General features: G+C 70.0%; 16 protein-coding genes. 10 read left to right on the top strand and 6 right to left on the bottom strand.

All coding sequences use genetic code 11. The features are described 5' to 3' along the window. Positions 1-179 precede the first annotated feature (179 nt). The 4 genes from H0X95_RS30670 to H0X95_RS30655 all read left to right on the top strand — a co-directional run bounded on the left by H0X95_RS30670 (position 180) and on the right by H0X95_RS30655 (position 2645). Positions 180-608, top strand: a complete 429-nt coding sequence (locus H0X95_RS30670; protein WP_006484403.1) for a hypothetical protein — start codon at positions 180-182, stop codon at positions 606-608. Positions 609-698: 90 nt separating this feature from the next. Further along, positions 699-1154: an Rrf2 family transcriptional regulator gene (locus H0X95_RS30665; protein WP_006484400.1), complete on the top strand. Its 456-nt coding sequence runs from the start codon at positions 699-701 to the stop codon at positions 1152-1154. A gap of 132 nt (positions 1155-1286) precedes the next feature. Beyond that, positions 1287-1928, top strand: coding sequence for an NAD(P)-dependent oxidoreductase (locus H0X95_RS30660; RefSeq protein WP_048989220.1), 642 nt, complete (start codon positions 1287-1289; stop codon positions 1926-1928). 246 nt (positions 1929-2174) lie between these two features. Beyond that, positions 2175-2645 carry an Lrp/AsnC family transcriptional regulator gene (locus tag H0X95_RS30655; protein ID WP_006484401.1) on the top strand — a complete coding sequence of 157 codons (471 nt, stop codon included), beginning with the start codon at positions 2175-2177 and terminating at the stop codon, positions 2643-2645. A 30-nt stretch (positions 2646-2675) separates the two neighbouring features. On the opposite strand, the gene H0X95_RS30650 is transcribed toward H0X95_RS30655, so the two are convergent. The 3 genes from H0X95_RS30650 to H0X95_RS30640 are packed head-to-tail and all read right to left on the bottom strand — an operon-like array spanning position 2676 to position 6187. Then, positions 2676-3449 (bottom strand): ABC transporter ATP-binding protein, encoded by a 774-nt coding sequence (locus H0X95_RS30650; protein WP_006497675.1) that lies wholly within the window; start codon positions 3447-3449, stop codon positions 2676-2678. Between the two features lie 4 nt (positions 3450-3453). After that, a complete protein-coding gene (locus H0X95_RS30645) occupies positions 3454-5154 on the bottom strand; it encodes an ABC transporter permease (protein ID WP_196446328.1) in 1701 nt (566 codons plus the stop codon). Continuing rightward, a complete protein-coding gene (locus H0X95_RS30640; RefSeq protein ID WP_006490794.1) occupies positions 5144-6187 on the bottom strand; it encodes a Fe(3+) ABC transporter substrate-binding protein in 1044 nt (347 codons plus the stop codon). The genes H0X95_RS30645 and H0X95_RS30640 overlap by 11 nt, the downstream gene beginning before the upstream one ends. 244 nt (positions 6188-6431) lie before the next feature. Here H0X95_RS30640 and H0X95_RS30635 point away from each other — a divergent pair, with 244 nt between their 5' ends. After that, a complete protein-coding gene (locus tag H0X95_RS30635) occupies positions 6432-6593 on the top strand; it encodes a hypothetical protein (RefSeq protein WP_006476417.1) in 162 nt (53 codons plus the stop codon). Positions 6594-6740: 147 nt separating this feature from the next. Here the strand turns inward: H0X95_RS30635 and H0X95_RS30630 are convergent, their stop codons facing one another. Then, a complete protein-coding gene (locus tag H0X95_RS30630) occupies positions 6741-8108 on the bottom strand; it encodes an amino acid permease (protein ID WP_006497673.1) in 1368 nt (455 codons plus the stop codon). A gap of 290 nt (positions 8109-8398) precedes the next feature. After that, entirely contained in the window at positions 8399-10690 is a 2292-nt protein-coding gene (locus tag H0X95_RS30625) for an FUSC family protein (protein WP_006493074.1), read from the bottom strand. Positions 10691-10871: 181 nt separating this feature from the next. Here H0X95_RS30625 and recC point away from each other — a divergent pair, with 181 nt between their 5' ends. The 4 genes from recC to arfB are packed head-to-tail and all read left to right on the top strand — an operon-like array spanning position 10872 to position 20621. After that, a complete protein-coding gene (recC, locus tag H0X95_RS30620) occupies positions 10872-14210 on the top strand; it encodes an exodeoxyribonuclease V subunit gamma (RefSeq protein ID WP_196446327.1) in 3339 nt (1112 codons plus the stop codon). Continuing rightward, positions 14207-17914, top strand: coding sequence for an exodeoxyribonuclease V subunit beta (recB, locus tag H0X95_RS30615; protein WP_196446326.1), 3708 nt, complete (start codon positions 14207-14209; stop codon positions 17912-17914). Before recC ends, recB begins: the two co-directional genes overlap by 4 nt. Beyond that, a complete protein-coding gene (locus tag H0X95_RS30610; RefSeq protein WP_196446325.1) occupies positions 17911-20220 on the top strand; it encodes an AAA family ATPase in 2310 nt (769 codons plus the stop codon). The genes recB and H0X95_RS30610 overlap by 4 nt, the downstream gene beginning before the upstream one ends. After that, complete coding sequence (gene arfB, locus H0X95_RS30605; RefSeq protein WP_006483724.1) at positions 20217-20621, top strand: alternative ribosome rescue aminoacyl-tRNA hydrolase ArfB; 405 nt, start codon at positions 20217-20219, stop codon at positions 20619-20621. Before H0X95_RS30610 ends, arfB begins: the two co-directional genes overlap by 4 nt. A gap of 60 nt (positions 20622-20681) precedes the next feature. Here the strand turns inward: arfB and H0X95_RS30600 are convergent, their stop codons facing one another. Further along, positions 20682-21962, bottom strand: coding sequence for a sensor domain-containing phosphodiesterase (locus H0X95_RS30600; RefSeq protein ID WP_006483719.1), 1281 nt, complete (start codon positions 21960-21962; stop codon positions 20682-20684). Between the two features lie 244 nt (positions 21963-22206). Between H0X95_RS30600 and H0X95_RS30595 the strand changes: the two genes are divergently transcribed. Beyond that, entirely contained in the window at positions 22207-22428 is a 222-nt protein-coding gene (locus H0X95_RS30595) for a hypothetical protein (RefSeq protein WP_154641478.1), read from the top strand. Positions 22429-22464: the final 36 nt, after the last annotated feature.

The following is a 22464-nucleotide window of genomic DNA, read 5'->3' as shown; positions in this document are numbered from 1 at the left end:
ACGTACGAAGCGGATTGAAGCGTGCCCACTTTAGAGGCATGGCGCGTGCGATTGAATCAGACGAATCCGAAATTGAAAGGCATTTTTAATGCCGGGTCGTGATTGGGCCTGTTCCACAGGCGGTATCATCGACACCGGTCCAACCACGAGGTCGTGCAACGCGCGGCCGGAGATTGCTGATGAACATGAAGACATCGCGGGCGCGTCGCGTGCCCGGGTCCGTGCTGGCGGCCGTGGCCGCCGGTGCGCTGCTGTTGCTCGCGGGCTGCGAGAAGTCCGGTACGCCGGTCGCGCAACCCGATACGGCCGCGAGCGCGGCCGCCGACGCCGCGAACAATGCGGCAAAGGCGCTCGACCAGGTGGCGAGCACCGTCAACCAGCAGATCAACGCGGCGAAGGCCGGTATCGCGTCCGCGGCGTCGGCCGTGCCGCCGTTGTCCGCGAGCGGCCTCGCGTCGGCCGCGCAGGCGCAGATCGACGCGGCGGCGTCCGCGGTCGTCGCGCATGCGGCTTCCGAAGCGGGCGCGAAGATCGCCGAAGCCGGCAAGAAACTCCAGCAGTGGAGCCAGCAGAGCGCCGCGGGGGCCAAACCCGCGAGCGGTGAATGACGCGGGCTTGCACGATCCGCAAAATGTAATTATTATGGTTACACATGTCGCCGGTTGCGGGTCGGGCCGGCGTCGCCGAGTGAGTCAGGAATGAATACCAGCAGCCGGTTCGCGTTTGCCGTTCACGTGCTTGCCTTGCTGTCGATGCAGGAAGGCGTGCCGTTGTCGTCTGACATCATCGCGGGCAGCGTGAATACGAATCCGGCGCTGATTCGCCGGCTGCTGTCGATGCTGGCGGCCGCAGGCCTGACCACGTCGCAGCTCGGCGCGGGCGGCGGCGCGCTGCTGGCGCGCGAGCCCGGCGAGATCACGCTGCTCGACGTGTATCGCGCGGTCGACGATGCGCAACTGTTCGCGCTGCATCGCGAGGCGCCGAATCCGGCATGTCTCGTCGGGCGGCACATTCAGAGCGCGCTGACCGGCTATATCGGCGACGCGCAGCGCGCGATGGAGGCGTCGCTCGCCACGCGCACGCTGGCCGACGTGACGGCCGACATGCTGGATCTGGAGCAGCGTACGCAACGGGCGGCGCGCGCCGGCGGGTGACAGGCGGCAGGCAGGGCGGGAAGCCGGACGGCGCGTACGCGCGGCGATCGGCACGACGGGGGCTTCGCCCCGTTTTTTTCGGTCTTATATGTAATTGAGTGTGTTACATATTTTCATTTCTGGAGAATCGATATGACGCAACGTTCATTGAATATCGCGCTGTTCGGCGCCACCGGCATGATCGGCACGCGCATCGCGGCGGAAGCCGTGCGGCGCGGCCACCGCGTCACGGCGCTGTCGCGCCATCCGCACGCATCCGTCGACGGCATCACCGCGAAGGCGGCCGATCTGTTCGACGCGGCCAGCATCGCGGCCGCGCTGCCGGGCCATGACGTCGTCGCCAGCGCGTACGGCCCGAAGCAGGAAGATGCGGCGCAGGTCGTCGCGGCCGCGAAGGCGCTGGTCGCCGGCACGCGCCAGGCCGGCCTGAAGCGGCTCGTCGTGGTGGGCGGCGCCGGTTCGCTCGAAGTCGCGCCGGGCAAGCAGCTCGTCGACACCGAAGGATTCCCGGAGGCATACAAGGCGCAGGCGCTCGCGCACCGCGATGCGCTCGACTACCTGAAGACGGTCGCCGATCTCGACTGGACCTTCTTCGCGCCTGCCGCGCTGATCGCGCCGGGCGAGCGCACCGGCACGTTCCGCACGGGCGTCGGCAAGCTGATCGTCGACGCGCAGGGCAACAGCAAGATCTCGGTGGAAGACTACGCGGTCGCGTTCGTCGACGCACTCGAGCAGGACAGCTTCGTGCGCGAGATCGCGACGGTCGCGTATTGAGCGGCATGACGGCCGGCGGCGAGTGAGCGCCGGCCGGCCCGGCGCGACGTGCGAGCCGCGACGCGCAGTCAATTTCAGGCGATGCCACCCCGGCGGTGGCGTCGCCTGTTTCGTTTGGCGCGGCGGACGAATCGTCTGCATGCCGGATCGGTATTTACACCGGTCGACGCGCCGCGGCAGTTTTCATATTGTTCCCCGTTGGGCAGGATGAATAGAATAAATTTCTATCGACGAGGGAATGGAGAAATGGACGCCATCGATCGCAAGCTGCTGGAGCTGCTGCAGGCGGATGCCACACTGCCGATCGCGGAACTGGCACAGCGCGTGAACCTGTCGCAGACGCCATGCTGGAAGCGCGTGCAGCGGCTGAAGGAAACCGGCGCGATTCGCGCGCAGGTCGCGCTGTGCGATCCGCGCAAGCTCGGGGTCGGCACGACCGTGTTCGTCGCGATCCGCACGAACCAGCACACCGAGGAATGGGCGCAGCGTTTCACGCAGGCGGTGCGCGACATGCCGGAAGTGGTCGAGGTTTACCGGATGAGCGGCGAGACCGATTACCTGCTGCGCGTCGTGGTGGCCGGCATCGACGACTACGACCGCGTCTACAAGCAACTGATTCGCACGGTGCCGCTGTTCGACGTCAGCTCGTCGTTCGCGATGGAGCAGATCAAGTATTCGACCGCGCTGCCCGTGCGCGATCTGGCCGAGCCCGCCTGACGGGCATCCCGCCGCGCCGGCCGCGCGGCTTCAGCGGCCGCGCGCGAGCGCGCGTGCGCGTTCGTCGGCCAGCGCGTCGCGGCGCACGAAATCCGCGACGAACGGGCTGGCCGGATGATGGTGCAGCGCATACGGCGTATCCCATTGCGCGAGCTGCCCGTCCTTCATCACGCCGATCCGGTCGGCGATCGCGAACGCTTCCGCCTGATTGTGCGTGACGAGGATCGCGGTGTGGCCCGTGTGCTTCAGGATGTCGCGCAGCTCGAACGCGAGCCGCTCGCGCGTATCGACGTCGAGATTCGAGAACGGCTCGTCGAGCAGCAGCAATTCCGGCGACGGCGCAAGTGCGCGCGCGAGGGCGACGCGCTGCTGCTGGCCGCCCGACAGTTCGTGCGGATACGCATCGCCGGAATCGGCGAGGCCGACGAGCTCGAGCATCTCCGCGACGCGTAGGCGCCGGTCGGCCTTCGGCAGGCGCCGCAGGCCGAACGCGACGTTGTCGGCCGCGCTCAGGTGCGGAAACAGCGCGTAATCCTGGAACATCATGCCGATGCGCCGGCGCTCGGGCGGCACGTCGAGCGCCGGCGCCGCGACGGGCGTGCCGTCCAGCACGATGCGTCCCATGCGCACCGGTTCGAAGCCGGCGATCGCGCGCAGGACGGTGGTCTTGCCGCAGCCGGACGCGCCGAGCAGGCAGCCGATGTCGCCGCGCGGCAGCGCGAGGCTCAGGCCGTCGACCACGGTGCGGCGGCCGTGCGGCGTGTCGTAGGCGACGCAGAGGTCGTCGAGTTCGAGCAGGTTCACGGTGTCAGGCTCCGATCTTGTGGCGGGTGCGGGCGAGCAGGATCACGGGCACGAGCCCGGCCAGCACGATCGCGAGCGCGGCGACCGCGCCTTCTTCATAGGTGCCGCGCGCGGCTTCCGCATACAGCCAGGTCGCGAGCGTGTCGAAATTCAACGGGCGCAGCAGCAGCGTCGCCGGCAATTCCTTCATCGCGTCGACGAACACCAGCAGCGCGCTCGTCGTGAGCGCGGGCCGCAACAGCGGCAGGTGAACGCGGCGCAGCGTGCCGCCGGCCGTCTCGCCGAGCGAGCGCGCGGCCTGTTCGAGCGACGGCGGAATGCGCGCGAGGCCGGCCTCGATGCCGCCGGCCGGGATCGCGAGGAAACGCACGGTATAGGCGATCACGAGCGCGGTGGCCGAGCCCATCAGCAGCAGCCCGTCGCGGCCGAGCGCCGCGCCGAACAGCCGGTCGGCCGCCGCGAACGGAATCAGCAGGCCGATCGCGAGCACGGTGCCCGGCACCGCGTAGCCGAGGCTCGCGATCCGCGCGCACAGGCGGGCAGGGCCCGTACGGGCGCTGTCGCGTTGTGCGCGGGCGGCCCACGCGACGACGAGCCCGCACGCGAGCGTCGTGGCGGTGGCGGCGGTCGCGATCGTCAGCGTGTTCGCGAGCCCGGTCATCAGTTGCGCGGAGACGCCGCCGACGAGGTGCAGCCGCTTGGCCGTTTCGACCGCGAGGTACGCGGCCGGCGCGCCGAAGCCGAGCAGGACGGGCAGCCAGCCGAGCACGGCGGCGCCCAGCGCGGCCGCGCCGGTCAGGCGGCGCGGCGCGATCGGCCGCATGCGCCGGCCGTGCGCATAGCGCTGGCGGCGGCGCCCGTAGCGTTCGAGCGCGATCGTGCCGACGACGATCGCGAGCATCGCCAGCGCGATCTGCGCGGCGCCGGCGAGATCGGAGCGCGTGATCCACGTCGTATAGACGGACACGGTCAGCGTCTGCACGCCGAGAAATTCCGACGCGCCGATATCGTTCAGCGTTTCGAGCAGCGCGAGGCTCACGCCGACCGCGATCGCCGGGCGGGCCAGCGGCACGACGACGCGCCAGAACGTCGCGAGGCGGCCCGCGCCGAGCGTGCGCGCGGCTTCGAGCAGGCTCGCGGACTGCATGACGAACATCGCGCGCGTGCTCAGATAGACATAGGGATACAGCACGAAGCCGAGCACGAAGATCGCGCCGGGCAGCGAGCGCAAATCGGGCAGGCGGAACTGGCGCGGGCTGTCGAAGCCGAGCAGCCAGCGGATCGCGCCCTGCACGGGGCCGATCGGATGCAGCAGGTCGAGATACGCGAACGCGACGATGTAGGTGGGGACCGCGAGCGGCAGCAGCAGCGCCCAGGTCAGGATCCGGCGGCCGGGAAAATCGTAGGCGGTGACGAGCCATGCGCAGCCCGTACCGACGATCGACACGATCGCGCCGACGCCGGCGAGCAGCAGCAGCGTATTGACGAGCGCGTGCGGCAGCACGAATTTGGCGAGATGCCGCCAGTGCGCGAGATCGGCGTCGAACGCGGCGGCCACGAGCACCGCGAGCGGCGCCGCGACCGCCGCGGCGATCGTCAGCGCCCCGAGCAGCCACAGGCTGCCCGCGCGCGGCCGCAGACGCGGCCACGGACGCGGGCCGCGCGGCTCGCGGCAGGCGTCGGCGGGCGAGGCGTCAGTTGTCAAAGCCGACCTTGTCGACGAGCTGGCTTGCCTGCTTGCGATGCTTCGCGATATCCGCCAGCGGCAGCGGATCGACCTTCAGCGTGCCGAAGCTCGCGATCACCGGGTCGAGCTTCACGTTCGCGCGCACCGGGTATTCGTAGTTCGCCTGCGCATACAGCGCCTGCGCTTCCGGCGACACCAGGTATTCGAGCAGTTTCACCGCGTTGGCCTTGTGCGGCGCATGCTTCGCCACCGTCGCGCCGCTGATGTTCACGTGCGTGCCGCCGCTCTTCGCGTTCGCGAAGGTCGGGCGCACGACCTTGATCGCGTCGCCCCATTTGCGCGCATCGCTGCCCGGTTCCGCGTGCTTCATGTGGCCGACGTAGTAAGCGTTCGCGAGGCCGACGTCGCAGATTCCGCCGAGGATGTCGCGCGCGACGTCGCGGTCGCCGCCGGTCGCCTTGCGCGCGAGGTTCGCCTTCACGCCGCGCAGCCATGTCTCGGTTGCGGCCTCGCCGTCGTGCGCGATCATCGCCGCGACGAGCGCGGTGTTGTACGGATGCTGGCCCGAGCGGATGCAGACCTTGCCCTTCCATTTCGGATCGGCGAGATCCTCGTAACGGAACGCATCGACCTTCAGGTCTTTTTCGACGTACAGCACGCGGTCGCGTAGCGACAGCGCGTACCAGTCGCCGTTCGTGGCGCGCAGGTTCGCGGGAATCGCGTCGTCGAGCGCCTTCGAGCGCACCGGCTGCGTGACGCCGCCGTCGACGAGGTCGAGCAGGTTGCCGACGTCGACCGTCATCAGCACGTCGGCCGGCGACTGCGCGCCTTCCGCCTTCACGCGTTCGAGCAGGCCGTCCTTCACGAACACCGTGTTGACCTTGACGCCGCTCTGCTTCGTGAACGCGTCGATGAGCGGCTGGATCAGCTTCGGCTCGCGGGTGGTGTACAGGCTCACTTCCTCGGCCGCCTGGGCAAGCGGCGCGAAGGCGGCTGCAGCCAGGGCGAGGGCGCCGGCGAGCGGCAGCAGGCGGGTGCGCGGATTCGACATGAAGACTCCGGTGGGGCAGGTGGACGAGGGAGCGTTCCGGGGCGCGCCTGCCGCCCGAGCGACCCGGAACATTACAAAATGAAAGACTCAGGATTCTAGATCGAAATGGGAACGATTAACAAACGAAAGCTTGCGGAAAGCGGCGGGGAGGACAGGGACGGGCGATCGGAACACCGGGCGGCGCAGCGCGGGCGCAAGCGCGTAGAATGCCCGCTTCGACGAATTTGACGGAGCCGCACCGACCATGAACGATCAGCGCAAGAAGAACCCAGTCCGCAACGTGAGCATCCTGATCGTCGTGGCCGTGCTGCTCGTGATCGGGACGATCCTGTACAACGCGATTTCGCAGAAGCACGCGTACGACGAGGCCCATCCGGCCGAGGCCGCGAGCGCCGCATCGCACTGACGTGCCGGGGCGCGGGCCGGTCGGGCCGCGCGTGCGGGGAGGCGAACGGGGTCGATCCGCGGTTCTCGCGCGACGGGCGCCGGGCGGAACCGGGACAGTAGAAAGCGCGCCGGAACCGGCGCGCCGCACTCGCAGGTCAGCCGTGCGTCAACGTGACGCAGCGGCGAATTTCGGGCGGATCCGTGCGTAGAACACGGCCGCGAGCAGCGCGAGCCACGCCGCGCCGACATACAGCGCCACGCGCGTATCGTCGAACCAGCCGAGCATCACGATCACGAAGCCCATGAATGCGATCGTCAGCGCCGGCGCGACCGGCCACAGCGGCACCTTGAACTTCAGCGCGGCGACTTCGGCGCTCGACAGACGGCGACGCATCGCCACTTGCGACAGCAGGATCATCAGCCAGACCCACACGGTCGCGAACGTCGCGATCGCGGCGACCACCAGGAACACGTCCTTCGGCATCAGGTAGTTGAGCAGCACGCCCACCAGCAGCGCGCCGGCCATCACGAGCACCGTGACCCACGGCACGCCGTGGCGCGACGTCGTCATCAGCACGCGCGGCGCCTGACCCTGCCGCGCCATCCCGAACATCATCCGGCCCGCGCCGAAGATGTCGCTGTTGATCGCCGAGATCGCCGCGCTGATCACGACGAGGTTCAGGATCGTCGCGGCCGACTTCACGCCGAGCGCCGAGAAGATCTGGACGAACGGGCTGCCGTCGCTGCCGACGCCGGTCCATGGGCTGATCGACATCAGCACGACCATCGTCAGCACGTAGAACAGCAGGATGCGGGCGGGCACCGCGTTGATCGCGCGCGGAATCACGCGTTCCGGGTCCTTCGCCTCGCCGGCGCTCATCCCGATCACCTCGATGCCGCCGTACGCGAAGATCACGACCGACAGCGACGCGATCAGCCCGCCGACGCCGTTCGGCAAGAAGCCGCCGTGATTCCACAGGTTCGCGAACGTCGGCATGTCGGCCGAATGGCCGAAGTGCATGCCGGTGAGCAGGATCGCGACGCCGCCGCCGATCATCGCGACGATCGCGCCGACCTTGATGATCGACAGCCAGAATTCGAGCTCGCCGAACACCTTCACGTGGCACAGGTTCAGCCCGCAGATGATCGCGACGACGCCGAGCACCCAGATCCATTGCGGGACATCCGGAAACCAGAAGCCCATGTAGATGCCGAACGCGGTGATGTCGGCGATCGCGACGATCACCATTTCGAGCGTATAGGTCCAGCCCGTGACGAAGCCCGCGAACGGGCCGAGGTTCTCGGTCGCGTAGTGGCCGAACGAACCCGCGACGGGCTCGCGCACGGCCATTTCGCCGAGCGCGCGCATCACCATGTAGACGGCCGCGCCGCCGAGGACGTACGCGAGGATCACGGCCGGGCCCGCGAGCTGGATCGCGGACGCCGAACCGTAGAACAGGCCCGTGCCGATCGCCGAGCCCAGCGCGAGAAAGCGGATGTGCCGCGCGCTGAGATGGCGCTGCAAGTTTTTCATCGAGTCTCCGATATCGTTATGCGACGAACCGGGCGAGCAGGGCCGGCCCGATTGGCTCAAGTTGTCTATACAACTTGAATGTGAACGAATGATAACAAGCCGGACCCGGTGACCGGAATCGGGTATTCCCTGACTGGCGCGTCGAACGGAATGGGGCGTGGGGCGCTCGCGCGCCGGATGCGCGGGCCGCGTGGAGCGGGTGGGGCATGCTTCGGGGAATCGTTGAACCGGAGTGCGCCGGTGGCCGATCCGCGGCGCGCGGGTCGGCCTGCCGGCGCGGGGATGCGGGGTCAGGCGGGCAGGCGGATCACGCTCGCATCCTTGCGGATCAGCAGCGATGACGCGAGCATCTGCTTGCACTGGTGCGCGAGCACCTTCAGGTCGTGCGTGAGTTCCGCGCCGACCGCGTCGGATTGTTCCGCGGACACGACCATCGCATCGAGATCGCGCGTGATCTGCTTCGACGCTTCGAGCTGATCGGCCGGCGGCGGCTCGCCGGCTTCCGCCTTCTCGAGATTGTCGAGCACGGCGGCGAGGCCGCGCTGCAATGCGTCGTCGTGCACCAGGCCGCCATCGGCCGCGCATGCGCTGCGGATCAGCGGCGCGGCGGCCGTGATCTGCGCGCCGAGCACGTGCGTCTGCACGAGCAGGTCGTTCAGTTCGGGCACGAAGCGCTGGTGCGCCTTCGGCTCGATCATCATCCGCTGGAATGCCTGCCCGAGATTCGCGAACGCGATGTGCACGTCCTTGCGGGCGAGGCGGTAGCGGTAGTCGTCGTCGAGGCTGGTCACGGGCGCCTCGACCGCGGCGGCCACGCCCGCGACGACGGCCGCGCCGTCGGCGGCCGGCACCGGCGGCGGCGACATGCCGCGCCCCGCGCGCCACACGGCCTCGAAATACTTGCGCGTGGACGTCAGCATGTCGGTGACGAGCTTGCCCATCAGCCGGTATTCCCAGTACGGGAACAGCCGGCTCGCGGCGATCGCGATCATGCAGCCGACCACCGTGTCGATCGCGCGCTCGCCGATGATCCGCATGCTGCCCGGCGCGAGCAGGTGGAACATCAGCAGCACGTACGACGACGTGAACACGACGCTCGCCGCGTAGTTGAACAGCAGCAGGCTGTAGCTCATCACCATCGATCCGAACATGATCGCGATCAGCAGGTGCGGCTCCTTCACCGTGTAGATCAGCGCGATGCTCGCCGCGCAGCCGATCAGCGTGCCGATGATCCGCTGCGCGTTGCGCTGCTTGGTCAGCGAGTAGCCGGGCTTCAGGATGATGATGGTGGTCATCACGATCCAGTAGGCGTTCGTGAGCGGCAGCAGCCGGCCGATCCAGAAGCCGACCGCGACGGCGATCGTCACGCGCAGCGCATGGCGAAAGCTCGGCGAACGCATGTTCAGGTTCGAGAAAATCAGCAGCGGCGACATGCGGCGGCGCTGCAGGAAGCGCGTGAGCGCCTTGTCGATCTTCAGTTCGGTCTGCTGCGGATCGGCGTGGCCCGACAGGTTGCGGCGCATCCGGTCGATCAGGCGCGTCGCGCTCCAGATGCGCCGGAACGTCGCGAGCACGGCCGCATACGCTTCCGCGTTGGTGGCCGCGAAGTTCTTCTTGCGCATCAGCTCGATCTCGTACTCGATCGCGCGCAGCTCGGCCTTCACGCTGATGCGCGAATGGGGCGCGCGGTTTTCGAGCACCGCGAGGCCGATTTCCTCGAGATCGGCGGCGGCCTTGCGGATCAGGTCGCGGTAGAAAATGATCAGGTCCGTGCCGCCGAACGTGTTGCGCACCAGCGGGTAATCGGTGTGCGCGCCGACGAACAGCTCGTGCAGGTCGACGCTGTTGATGAACAGGTTGTACATCGTCGTGCGGCCGGGATCGAGCTTGCCGCGCCGCAGCTTCGGCAGGTTGCGCAGCACGATGTCGCGCGCGGTTTCCTGCGTTTCGACCGCGGTGATCTGCCGGGCGACGAGATTGCGGTAGCACTCGTCGAGATCGGCGTCGAGATCGTAGAACTGCGCGCGGGCGAGCAGGTAGTCGGCGCACGCGAACAGGCTTTCGGCCAGCGCCTGCTGCTCGATCCGGCGCGCCTGCCATTGCGACACGAGCGTGGCCCAGTACGTGTACCAGAGGCCGCCCGCGAGAATCCAGCCGGCGTTGACGAACGCCTGCAGCGGCGTGAACTTCTCCTCGAGCGTCATCACCATCATGAACAGCGTCGCGAAGCTGATCTGCGGCCAGCGGTTGCCGTAGACGACGATCAGCGACAGCACGAACGTGAGCGGCACGATCGTGAGCCACAGCGCGAAGATGTTCGGTGTCGCGAGGCCGGTGGCGAGCGCGGCCAGGAAGCCGATCACGCTGCACGCGAGCATTTCGTTGTGTTTGTACTTCAGCGGGCCCGGCATGTCGACGACGCATGCGCCGAGCGCGCCCGTCGAGATCGTGAAGCCGAGCTCCCGGTTGTGAAACACGATCAGGCACAACACGGCCGGCAGCGACACGCCGACCGCGATCCGCAGGCCGCCGAAAAAGTACTGGCTGTAGAAAAACTTTCTGATTTCGACCGAATAGCGCATCGATGGGCTGAATGGCAGACGAAGACGCCCGGGGGCGGCGTATTGACTGGCGACGAGTCTATCGTATTTCGCGGCTCGCAAAAGCTGGCTTTCCGGACGATGGTCGCGGCTGCAGCCCTTTGCTATCCTTGGTCATTGTGTTCGCCCGGCCCCGTCGGTGCGAGGTTCCGACGCCCGCCTCATGCTCCATCTCTTCTATTCGAACCGTCACGAAACGCTGGCCGACGCGCTGCTCGAGGATCTGGCCGCGTTCCCGGCCCGCAACGGCCCGTGGGCGCCGCAACAGGTCATCGTGCCGAGCGCGGCGCTGCGTCGCCGCCTCGAGCTCGACATCGCCGCGCGCAATGGCGTGTGCGCGAACGTCGAGTTCACCTATCTCGCGCAGTGGCTGTGGGCGCAGATCGGCCGCGTGCTGACGGTGCCCGCGCGCTCGCCGTTCGCGCCCGACCGGCTGGTGTGGCGCTGCTACCGGCTGTTCGCGCAGTCGGCCGACGGTGCGCCGTGGCTCGCATCGCCGCGGCTCGCCGCCTATCTGTCGGCGTCCGACGACGCGATGCGCTACGAGCTGGCCCATCGTGTCGCGGCCGTGCTCGATCACTACCTGACCTATCGCCCCGAATGGCTGGCCGCGTGGCAGGCCGGCGAGTCGGTGCTCGCGGGCGACGGCGCGCCGCGCGGGATCAGCGATGCCGCGCGCGACGACGAGCGCTGGCAGGCCGCGCTGTGGCGCGCGCTGCTCGCCGAGCTGAGCGACAGCGGCACGCCGCCGGCGCACCGCTTCCTCGTCGAAGCGCGCCATCTCGATGCCGATGCGGTTGCGCGCGCCGACTGGCCCGAATCGGTCAGCGTGTTCGCGCTGCCGACGATGCCGCCGCTGCACGTCGCGCTGTTGCGCGAACTGTCGCGCTGGATCGACGTGCGCGTCTATGCGCTGAACCCGTGCCGCGAATTCTGGTTCGACATCGTGACCGCCGCGCATGCCGAGGCGCTCGATGCGGCCGGGCGGCTCGACTATCAGGAAGTCGGTCATCCGCTGCTCGCCGAATGGGGCAGGCAGACACAGGCGCAATTGCACATGCTGCACGAGCTGACTGAAAGCGCGGCGTCGGGCGATGCGTCGCGGTTCGTCGAGAATCTCGCGCCCACCTGGCTCGCGCGCGTGCAGAACGCGATCCTCGAATTGCAGCCGGAGGCCGAAACCGGCGACACGCCGGTCGAGCGCGGGATCGAGGTGCATGTGTGCCACAGCCTCGCGCGCCAGCTCGAGGTGCTGCACGACCGGCTGCTCGCGTGGTTCGACGCCGATGCGAGCCTGCAGCCGTCCGACGTGCTCGTCGCGGTGGCCGATCTGGCCGCGGCCGGGCCGCTGATCGACGCGGTGTTCGGCACGGCCGGCGCCGGCGGCGCGCGGGTGCCTTACCGGATCACCGGCCTGCCGCCGTCGCAGGCGAACCCGGTCGCGCGCGTGCTGCTCGACTGGCTCGCATTGCCGGAGCGGCAGGTCGGCGCGCCGGAGCTGGTCGAATGGCTGCGCGTGGATGCGGTGGCCGCGCGCTACGACATCGATGCGGCCGCGCTCGAAACGGTGCAGACCTGGCTCGCGGCCGCCGGCGCACGGCGGGGGCTGTCGCCGCGCGCGAGCGACGACGCGGCCGTGCCCGCGCCGCGCCATACGTTCTCCGATGCGCTCGCGCGGCTCTTTCTCGGCTATGCGATGCCCGAAGGCGCGGCGCCGATCGGTGCGTGGTTGCCGATCGAGGCGGCCACGGGCAGCGAGGCCGAACTGCTCGGCCGGCTTGCACGGTTCACCGACGATCTCGACGGCTTCGCGCGGCGGCTCGAGGAGTCGCACACGCCGCGCGGCTGGAGCGAACTGTTCGCCGACACGCTCGCGCGCTTCTTCGATTCGGGCGCCGCGTATGCCGACGCGCTGGCCGGCGTGCGCGACGCGCTCGATGCGATGCTGGCCGCGATGACGGAGGGCGCGCCCGACGAGGCGTTGCCGGCGGCCGTCGTCCGCGCGGGGCTTGCCGCGGCGCTCGACGATCCGGCCCGCGGCGGGGTGCCGTGGGGCGGCGTCACGTTCTCGTCGCTGACGAGCTTGCGCGGGCTGCCGTATCGCGTCGTCTGCCTGCTGGGGATGGACGACGGCGTGCTGCCGAGTCTCGCGCGCGCGGACGAATTCGACCTGATGGCCGTGCTGCCGAAGCTGGGCGACCGGCAGCGCCGCGACGACGAGCGCAATCTGTTCCTTGACCTGCTGCTGGCTGCCCGCGACCGGTTGCTGATCGCCTATACGGGCCGCAGCATCCGCGACAACGCGCCGTTGCCGCCCGCGGCGCTCGTCGACGAGCTGCTCGATCATCTGGCGCTCGTCACGGCCGGGCCCGACGCCGCACCGGATGCGGTCGAAGCCGCGCGGCGCGCGTTCATCGTCGAGCATCCGCTGCAACCGTTCGCGGCCGCGTATTTCCAGCCGGGCAGTGAACTCGTTTCGTACGACGCCGAGCGGGCCACGCTCGCGTCGCTGCTGGCCGCCGAAGCATCGCGCGATGGGCCGCGCGAGCAGCCGTTCTTCGCGCAGCCGCTGCCGGCCGAACCGGTCGAGCCCGTTGCGTTTAGCGAATTCGAACGTTTCTGGCGGCATCCGGCGCGCGCATTGCTGCGCGGCCGGCTCGGCATCGTGCTGGCCGACGCGCAGGCCGAACTGCTCGATACCGAGCCGTTCGCGCTGGATTTTGCCGGCAGCGACGCGCTGGCCGAGCGTGTGCTGCCGCTGCTGATCGAAGCGGGCGACGGCGGCGTGCACGATCACGCGCTGCGCATCGCGGACGCGAGCCCCGAACTGCCCGGCGGCGCGACGGGCGCGGTGTGGCGCGACCAGGCGCTCGGTTCGATGACGCAGCTTGCGTCGAACGTGCGTCGTGCGCTGGCCGACGGCATCGAGCGGCGGCCGTTCTCGCTCACCGTCATGCCGAAGTGGCCCGACGCCGAACAGGCGCTGTTCGGCGCCGACGACGCGATGCTGGCGGCCGACGCGGTGAGTGCGCCGCTTGAACTACACGGCACGCTGAACCGGCTGACGCCGGCCGGGCAAGTCATCTATCGCTATGCGCGACCGAGTGCGCGCGACTACCTGTCCGCGTGGCTCGCGCATCTCGTCTACTGTGCGATCGAGCCGGGCGGCCCGCGCCGCACGCTGTGGTTCGGCAGCGGCGGTGCGTTCGAGCTGACGCCCGTCGCGGCGCCGCTCGAGCGGCTCGCGCCGCTTGCCGCGCTGTTTCGCGCGGGGCGGCGCATGCCGCTGCGGTTTTTCCCGCGCAGTGCATGGGCGCGGGTGTCCGACGGCGAGGCGAAGGCCGCGAGCGTGTGGATCAACGAGCGGGTCGTGAGCGAAGCCGACGATCCGGCCATCGCGATCGCGTGGCGTGGCGCGCATCCGTCGCTCGACGAACCGTTCGGCACGCTCGCGCGGCTCGTGTTCGAGCCGCTCGTCGAGCATCTGAAGGAGGTCGCATGAGCGCCGTGTCGCAGCCGCAGGCGCTCGAACTCGACGTGTTCGCGTGTCCGCTCGACGGCGTCAATCAGATCGAGGCGTCGGCCGGCACCGGCAAGACCTGGAACATCTGCGCGCTGTATGTGCGCCTGCTGCTCGAAAAGGATCTCGGCGCGGACGAAATCCTTGTCGTGACCTTCACGAAAGCGGCGACGGCCGAACTGCACGAGCGGATTCGCGGCCGGCTCGCGCAGCTCGCGCATGCGCTCGATACGGGCGACGACGGCGGCGATCCGTTCATCGCGCGCCTGCTCGAGACCACGCTCGGCGACGGCGGCGCGCTCGATCCCGAGACGGCCGTGAAGCGAATCCGGCGCGCGTTGCGGGCGTTCGACCAGGCCGCGATCCATACGATCCACGCGTTCTGCCAGCGCGCGCTGCAGGAAGCGCCGTTCGCGGCGGCGATGCCGTTCGCGTTCGACATGGAGGCCGACGATGCGTCGCTGCGCTTCGAGCTCGCGGCGGATTTCTGGCGCACGCGTGTCGAACCGGCGGCCGCGCGCTGGCCGGGCTTCGCGACCTGGCTCGTCGAATCGGGGGCCGGCCCGGCCGCGCTCGATGCGCAGCTCGCACGCCGGCTGAAGAAGCCGCTCGCCGCGCTGCGCTGGGACGGCGTGGCCGAGCCGGACGAAGCGGCGGAAGCGGCCGCAGCCGAATGCTTCGCGGAGGCCGCGCGGATGTGGGCGGCCGAGCGTGACGCGATCGATGCGTTGCTGCGCGCCGCGCAGCCCGTGCTGAATCAACGCTCGCACAAGCCGGACGCGGTCGCTGACGCGCTCGCCGCATGGACGGTGCATTTCGAGCAGGGCGACGCGACGGCCGCGCTGCCGAAGGCCGCGCTGAAGCTCACGCAAACCGCGCTGACGAAGGCGACCAAGAAAGGCGGCACGACGCCCGCGCACGCGTTCTTCGACGTGGCCGACGCGCTCGAAGCGGCCGTGGCCGCAGCCGAGGCCGCGCAGCGCGCCCGCTGGCTCGCGCTGATCGCCGAATGGCTCGACATGGCGCCGGCCGAGCTGGCCGAGCGCAAGCGCACGCGACGCGTCGTGTCGTTCGACGATCTGCTCGCGAACCTGTATCACGCGCTGCACGCGCATCCGTGGCTTGCCGAGACGCTGCGCGCGCGCTATCCGGCCGCGCTGATCGACGAGTTCCAGGATACCGATCCGTTGCAGTTCGCGATCTTCGACCGGATCTTCGCGCCGGGCGGCCCGCTGTTCCTCGTCGGCGATCCGAAGCAGGCGATCTACAGTTTCCGCGCGGCCGATCTGCACACCTATCTCGCCGCGCGCGCACGGGCGAGCGCGTGCTACACGCTCGCGGTCAACCAGCGCTCGACGCCTGCGATCGTCGATGCGTGCAACCGCTTCTTCCTGTCGAATCCGCGCGCGTTCGTGCTCGACGGGCTCGACTACTACGCGGTGCGCGCCGGCACGCGCGTGCGCGCGCCGTTCGTCGACGAAACCGATCCGGGCCCGGCCGGCGATTTCCGGGTGTGGGCGCTGCCGGGCGGCGAAGGCACGCTGCTCAAGCGCGAAGCGCAGGCGCAGGCCGCGCAGGCTTGCGCGGCCGAGATCGCGCGGCTGATGCGCGGCGCACGCGAAGGGCGCGTGCGGTTGGGCGACACGCCGTTGTCGCCGGGCGATATCGCGGTGCTCGTGCAGACGCACCGGCAGGGTAGCCTCGTGAAGCGCGTGCTGGCGACGTGGGGCATCGGCAGCGTCGAGCTCGCGCAGGCGTCGGTGTTCTCGACCGGCGACGCCGAGCAGCTCGAACGCGTGCTGGCGGCGATCGATGCGCCGGGCGACCTGCGGCGTTTGCGCGCGGCGCTCGCCTCCGACTGGTTCGGCCTCGATGCCGGTGCGCTGTGGCGCATGGAGCAGGGCGACGGCGGCGCGCCACCCGGCGCGTCGGCGGCCGACAGTGCCGATGCGATGAGCTGGGTCGAGCGCTTCTCGCGGTATCGGTTGCTGTGGCGCGAACGCGGCTTCGCGGTGATGTGGCGCACGTTCACGCGCGAGCTGCGGATCGCCGAACGGCTGATGGCCGGCGCGGACGGCGAGCGCCGCGTGACCGACATCAACCATCTGGCCGAGTTGACGCAGGCGCGTGCGTCCGCGCAGCCCGGCATCGCACCGACGCTGCGCTGGCTCGCCGCGCAACGGCTCGACGGCGGCGGCGAGGAAGCGCAATTGCGGCTCGAATCCGATCGCAATCTCGTGCAGATCGTCACGGTGCACAAGTCGAAGGGGCTCGAGTACGCGATCGTGTTCTGTCCGTTCCTGAACGACGGTGCGCTGCGTGAGCCGCCGTCGTCCGCGTTGCCCGATGCGCGCGAGTATCACGACGAGGCGGGCGATGCGGTGCTGCATTACGGGGGCGATGACGAAGCGGCCGCGCACGCGGCGCGGCAGGCATTGCGCGAGCAGGCCGCGGAACGCGCACGGCTCGTCTACGTCGCGCTCACGCGCGCCGTGTATCGCTGCTATGTCGTCGCCGGGCCGTACCTGTCGTCGCGCTCGACGCGCGAAGCGCGGCGCAGCGTGCTCAACTGGCTCGTCGCCGGTGCCGGCCATGCGTTCGACGCGTGGCTCGACGAGCCGCCCGACGAAGCCGCGCTCGAGGCGGCATGGCGCGCGCTCGCCGGCGGCCCCGTGTGCGTCGCGCCGCTACCCGTGCCGGCGCGCCGCGAGCGTGTCGCGGCCGGGCACGACGCATCGCAGACGCTCGCCGCGCGTCATGCGACGCGCGTGCTGCGCGATGCGTGGCGGATGGCGAGCTTCAGTTCGTTGACCGCATCGATGGCGCGCGAGGAGGCGGGCGTCGCGGCCGTGCCCGACGACGAACTGCGGCCCGATCACGATGCGCTGGCCGCGGTGACGCCGGACGGCGAACTGATATTGGCCGATACGGTCGCGGCCGAGCCGCCGGATGACGACATCCTCGTGTTCCCGCGCGGCGCGGCGGCCGGCGAATGCCTGCACCGCCTGTTCGAGCTCAGCCGGTTCACGGAGCCCGAGTCGTGGCACAAGGCCGCGCTCGGCGCGCTGCACGACCGGCCGGTCGAGGCCGAGCCGGCGCTTGCCGCGCGCCTGCCGGCGATGATGGCGCGGCTCGTCGACGACGTCGTGCACACCGAGCTGGTGCCGGGCATGCGGCTCGTCGATCTCGATCCGGCGAAGCGGCTCGACGAAATGGGTTTCCTGTTTCCGGCGCCGTCGCTCGACCTGATGGCGCTGCGCCGGCTGCTGGTCGCGCACGGCTATCCGGACGTTGCACTGGAGGCGGGCACGCTCGCCGGTTTCATCAAGGGTTTCATCGACATGATCGTCGAACACGACGGCCGTTTCTGGATCGTCGACTGGAAGTCGAACCACCTCGGCACGACGCCGGACGCCTATGGCCCGCGCGCGCTCGACATTGCGATGGCCGATCACGCGTATCACCTGCAGGCGCTGCTCTATACGGTCGCGCTGCATCGCTACCTGCGTGGCCGGCTGCCCGATTACGACTACGACACGCACATCGCGGGTTACCTGTACCTGTTCGTGCGCGGCGTGCGGCCCGGCTGGCGCAGTGGCGGCGAACCGGCGGGCGTGCATGCGCGGCGGCCCGCCCGCGCGCTGGTCGACGCACTCGACCGGATGATGGAAGGAGGCCGCGCATGACCGCATCCGACGACATGCTCGAATTTACCGGCGGCCTCGTCGCGCGGTTGCCCGAGCCGGCCGATTTCGGCATCGCGCTCGCGGAAGGCTTCGCGCGCCGCATCGGCGATCTCGCGCGGCGTGCCGGTGCGCCGTCCGCATCGGCACGCTGGGTGGCGCGCGCCGCGTTCGCGACGAGCCGCGCGACCGCCGGTGGCCACGTGTGCGTCGCGCTTGCTGCGCTCGCGCAGCGTTACGAAGCGCCGCTCGACGAGGTCCGCGCGGCGCTTGCCGCGAGCGGCGTGGTCGCGTTCGGCACGCTGGCACGCGGCGACGAACGGCCGCTGATCGTCGACCGGCACGATCATCTGTACCTGTCGCGCTATTTCGATTACGAACGGCGGCTCGCCGATGCGCTCGTCGCGCAGGCGGGCGTCGCCGCACCGGACGAAGGCCTGTCGCCCGACCGGTTGCGCGACAGTCTCGCCCGTTACTTCGGGCCGGCTACCGGCGAAGTCGACTGGCAGCGCGTCGCGGCGATCGTCGCGCTGACCGGCCGCGTGACGATCGTCAGCGGCGGGCCGGGCACGGGCAAGACGACGACCGTCGTCGGCGTGCTCGCCTGTCTGCTCGACGCGCATCCGGGGCTGCGCATCGCGCTGGCCGCACCGACCGGCAAGGCCGCGCAGCGGATGCAGGAGGCGCTGCACGCGCTTGCCGGCGATCTGCCGCCCGAGCTCGCGGCGCGCCTGCCCGACACGTCGTACACGCTGCATCGGTTGCTGGGCGGCGGCGGGGCGGCCGGCTTCCGGCATCATCGCGACAATCCGTTGCCGTACGACCTGATCGTCGTCGACGAGGCGTCGATGATCGACGTCGCGCTCGCCGCGCATCTGCTCGACGCGCTCGCGCCGGGTGCGCGGCTCGTATTGCTGGGCGACAAGGACCAACTGGCCGCGGTCGAGGCCGGCGCCGTATTCGCGGAGCTGAGCGCGCGGCCGGCGTTCACCGCCGCGGCGCGCACGCGCATCGCGCAGGCGCTGGGCGTCGACGAGGCGGCGTTCGTCGCCGCGTTGCCGGTGCCGGACGAAGCGGCGCCGGCAGCGGTTCCCGTTGCGAATCCGGTGCCCGCTGCCGCACGGGCACCGGCGCCGCCATCGGCATCCGCTCCTGTTTCGCGCAGATCGGCGTCTCGGTCGAAAATCGATACGCGGCAGGCATCGCTGTTCGACGACGAACCGCAGGACGATGAAGTGTCGTCGACCGACATCGCGCCGCCGCCACCCACCGAGTCGGCACCGCTCCTCGATGCCAGCGCATCGGACGATACGCCCGCCTGGATCGAGGCCGACGAACTCGCGTGGCTCGACGCCGTCGAGCTGCCGCCGTTCGATGCGGGCGACGCGGCGCTCGCATCGGTGACTGCTGCATCGCCGTCGGCAGGCGAAGCCGCCGCGGCTGCCGCGTCCGCCATCGCGCCCGCTGCGGCGCCGCTCGCGGACTGCGTCGTGTGGCTCGAACGCAATTACCGCTTCGGGCTCGATTCGCCGATCGGACGGCTGTCGCTCGCGATCCGCCGCGGCGACGTGCAGGCGGCGCTCGATGCGCTGCCCGCCGACGATTCGGCGGCCGCATCGTTTCACGACGATGCGGGCGACACGCTGGCGTCGTCGACGGTCGAGCGGCTCGCCCGGCGCTTCGGCGCATACCTCGACGCATTGCGCGACGCGCTGGCCGCACCGGTGCCCGATCCGTTGCCGCTGTTCGACGCGCTCAACCGGTTCCGGATCCTGTGCGCGACCCGCAGCGGTTCACGCGGCGCGGAGCACGTCAATGCGCTGGTGGCCGCGCACGTCAGGCATGCGGCGCGCGTGCCGCTCGCGGTCGGTGCGCACTGGTTCACCGGGCGGCCGATCATGGTCACGCGCAACGACTATGCGCTCGGGCTGTTCAACGGCGACATCGGCATTGCATTGCCCGACGTGCACGGTGTGCTGCGCGTGTGGTTCCGGCGCGCGGACGGCACCGCGCGCGCGGTGTCGCCGGCCGCGCTGCCGCCGCACGAAACGGCGTTCGCGCTGACGGTGCACAAGTCGCAGGGCTCGGAATTCGACGAAGCGGCGCTCGTGTTGCCCGCGTCGTTCGGCCGGGTGCTCACGCGCGAGCTGGTCTATACGGCCGTCACGCGCGCCCGCACGCGCGTGCAGGTAATCGGGCCGCGGCGCGTGCTGGCGCAGGCGGTCGCGACGCGCACGCAGCGCGATTCGGGGCTCGCGGCTCGCGTCGACGAGGCGCTCGCCCGGCGCCGCACGGAGGCTTCGCGATGATGATCCGCTACACGCTCGATCCGGCCGAGGTCGAATGGACGGCCGTGCGCGCGCAGGGCGCGGGCGGCCAGAACGTGAACAAGGTATCGAGCGCGATTCACCTGCGCTTCGACATTCGCGCGTCGTCGCTGCCGCCGGTCCTCAAGGAGCGGTTGCTCGCGCTGTCGGACCAGCGCATCACGCGCGATGGCATCGTCGTGATCAAGTCGCAGGAATACCGGACCCAGGAGAAAAACCGCGAGGCCGCGCTGGCCCGGCTCGATACGCTGATCGGCAGCGTCGCGTACACGCCGCGCGCCCGGGTCGCCACGCGGCCGACGCGCGCGTCGAAGGAGCGGCGGCTCGAGCACAAGTCACGCCGCAGCGTGGTGAAGTCGGGACGCGGGAAGGTGATCGACTGACGAGCGAGGGGCCAGTGCCAGTCGCCGGCGAACCTGCGACGCGCGCGCTAAGTGCGCCGGCTAGCGCATCACGGTTCCCGCGCTGTCGAGCACGAAATCGACGCAGAACACGACGAGCCGGCTCTGCGCGCGGATCGCGACGGCGGCCGTATAGCAGTCGCGGCCTTCCGTCAGCGAGAAGTGCGGGCCCATCAGCGCGACGCGTCCCGGCGCGGCGATCGCACGCTGGAAATACGGGCGCCGCGACCAGTTGCTGTGGGTTTCCGGGAACAGCGGCGCGAGACGGGTGACGCTCGCCTGGCTGTCGTCGAGCGGGGCGCCGATCGACGGCAGGAACTGTTCGCCGGTCTCGTCCGTGACGAACACGCGGCGCGCGGCCGGCACCGCGAACACGCGTTGCGCGGCGTCGTGCAGGTTGCCGCTTGCCGAAAACGCGGCTGCGCCGCCGAGCACCAGCCGTTCGATCGCGTCGAAGCCGGGCTGTTCGGCGACCGCCGGCGTGTGCCGGCGCGCGATGAAGCGTCGCCACGCGGCGTCGAGCATCGCGGGCGCCGCCGCGCTCGCGTGCGCGATCGACGCATCGGGCTGGCCGAACTGGAAACCCTGCACGAAATCGATGTCGGCTTCCATCAGCGCCTGCAGTGCGTCGTCGCTTTCGACGCCTTCGGCCAGCACCATCGCGCCGGCCTGGTGCAGCATCGACACGAGGTGATGCATGATGCGGCGATCGTCGGCCGAGCCGGTCGAACGCTCGACCAGCGAGCGGTCGAGCTTCACGATGTCGGGCCGTGCGCGCCACACGCGGTCGAAGTTCGAGAAGCCGGTGCCGAAGTCGTCGATCGCGATCAGGAAATCGCGATGCTGGATCATGTCGATCGTGCGGGCGAGCGCGGCTTCGTCGCGCGCCGGCTGCTCGACCACTTCCAGCACGATGCGATTCGGCGGCAGCGCGAAATGCCGGCATAGCGCTTCGACGAACTCGCGCTGCACGAGGCCCGTATCGAGCACGCGCGGCGTCACGTTCAGGAACAGCCAGCCGTCGCCGATGCCTTGCGCGACGAAGTTGGCCGTGTGCAGGCAGCGCGCGAGCCGGTCGAGCAGCAGCGCGTCGGCGTCGCCGCGCGTCTTGTCGAACAGCGCGGTGGGCGACACCAGCGTGCCGTTCCCGTCGACGACGCGCAGCAGCGCCTCGTAGCCGACGACGCGCTTGTGCGTGATCGACAGCACGGGCTGGAACACGCTGCGCAAGGTCGTGGTGCGATAGGTGGCGAGCCAGCCCTGGGGTGTCGGCGTGAGGCGTTCGAGCAGGGCGTCGAGCGACAGGTCGCGGGTGGACTTCATGTCAACGGTGCCCGGGAGCGGGCGGCGGGGGCGGCGGCGCATCGCCACGCCGATGCAGCCGCATGCGCAGGCGGACGCAAAAGAACGTGGGGCATCGAGACCGCCTTCTGCGGATGAGTTTTCCGAGTGTAACGGGATTGCCGCGGCGCGCGTATCAGGGTAACTCCAGACGCAAACGGTACACCGCGATTCCGGCCCGTGCCCGGCGGTGCAGCGGGGGGCGCCGCGTGCATGCGCGCGGTGCATGACCGTCGCGAAACGAAGCGCGCCGCAGCGGCAGATGACAATCGCGCGACAGGGCCTCGGCATGACCGTGCGTCGCCGCGGCGCGACGCGCAGGCTGATGCGGGAAATCCCGGCGGTGGCCGCCGCCGTCAGACGAATGGGGCGAATGCCCGCGCGTCACGATGCGATTCGCAGCCCGTCGGCACACCCGCGTCGCTTCGCCGCCGGCATTACCGCGTGACGGGCGGCCGGCGGCAGTTCGTGCGCCCGGCGCGCC

The sequence above is a fragment of the Burkholderia sp. 9779_493 genome, from assembly GCF_015712215.1.
Classification (GTDB): domain Bacteria; phylum Pseudomonadota; class Gammaproteobacteria; order Burkholderiales; family Burkholderiaceae; genus Burkholderia; species Burkholderia cenocepacia.
The sequence above is the reverse complement of the archived record's forward strand: the minus strand, read 5'-3'. Positions and strand labels throughout refer to the sequence as shown.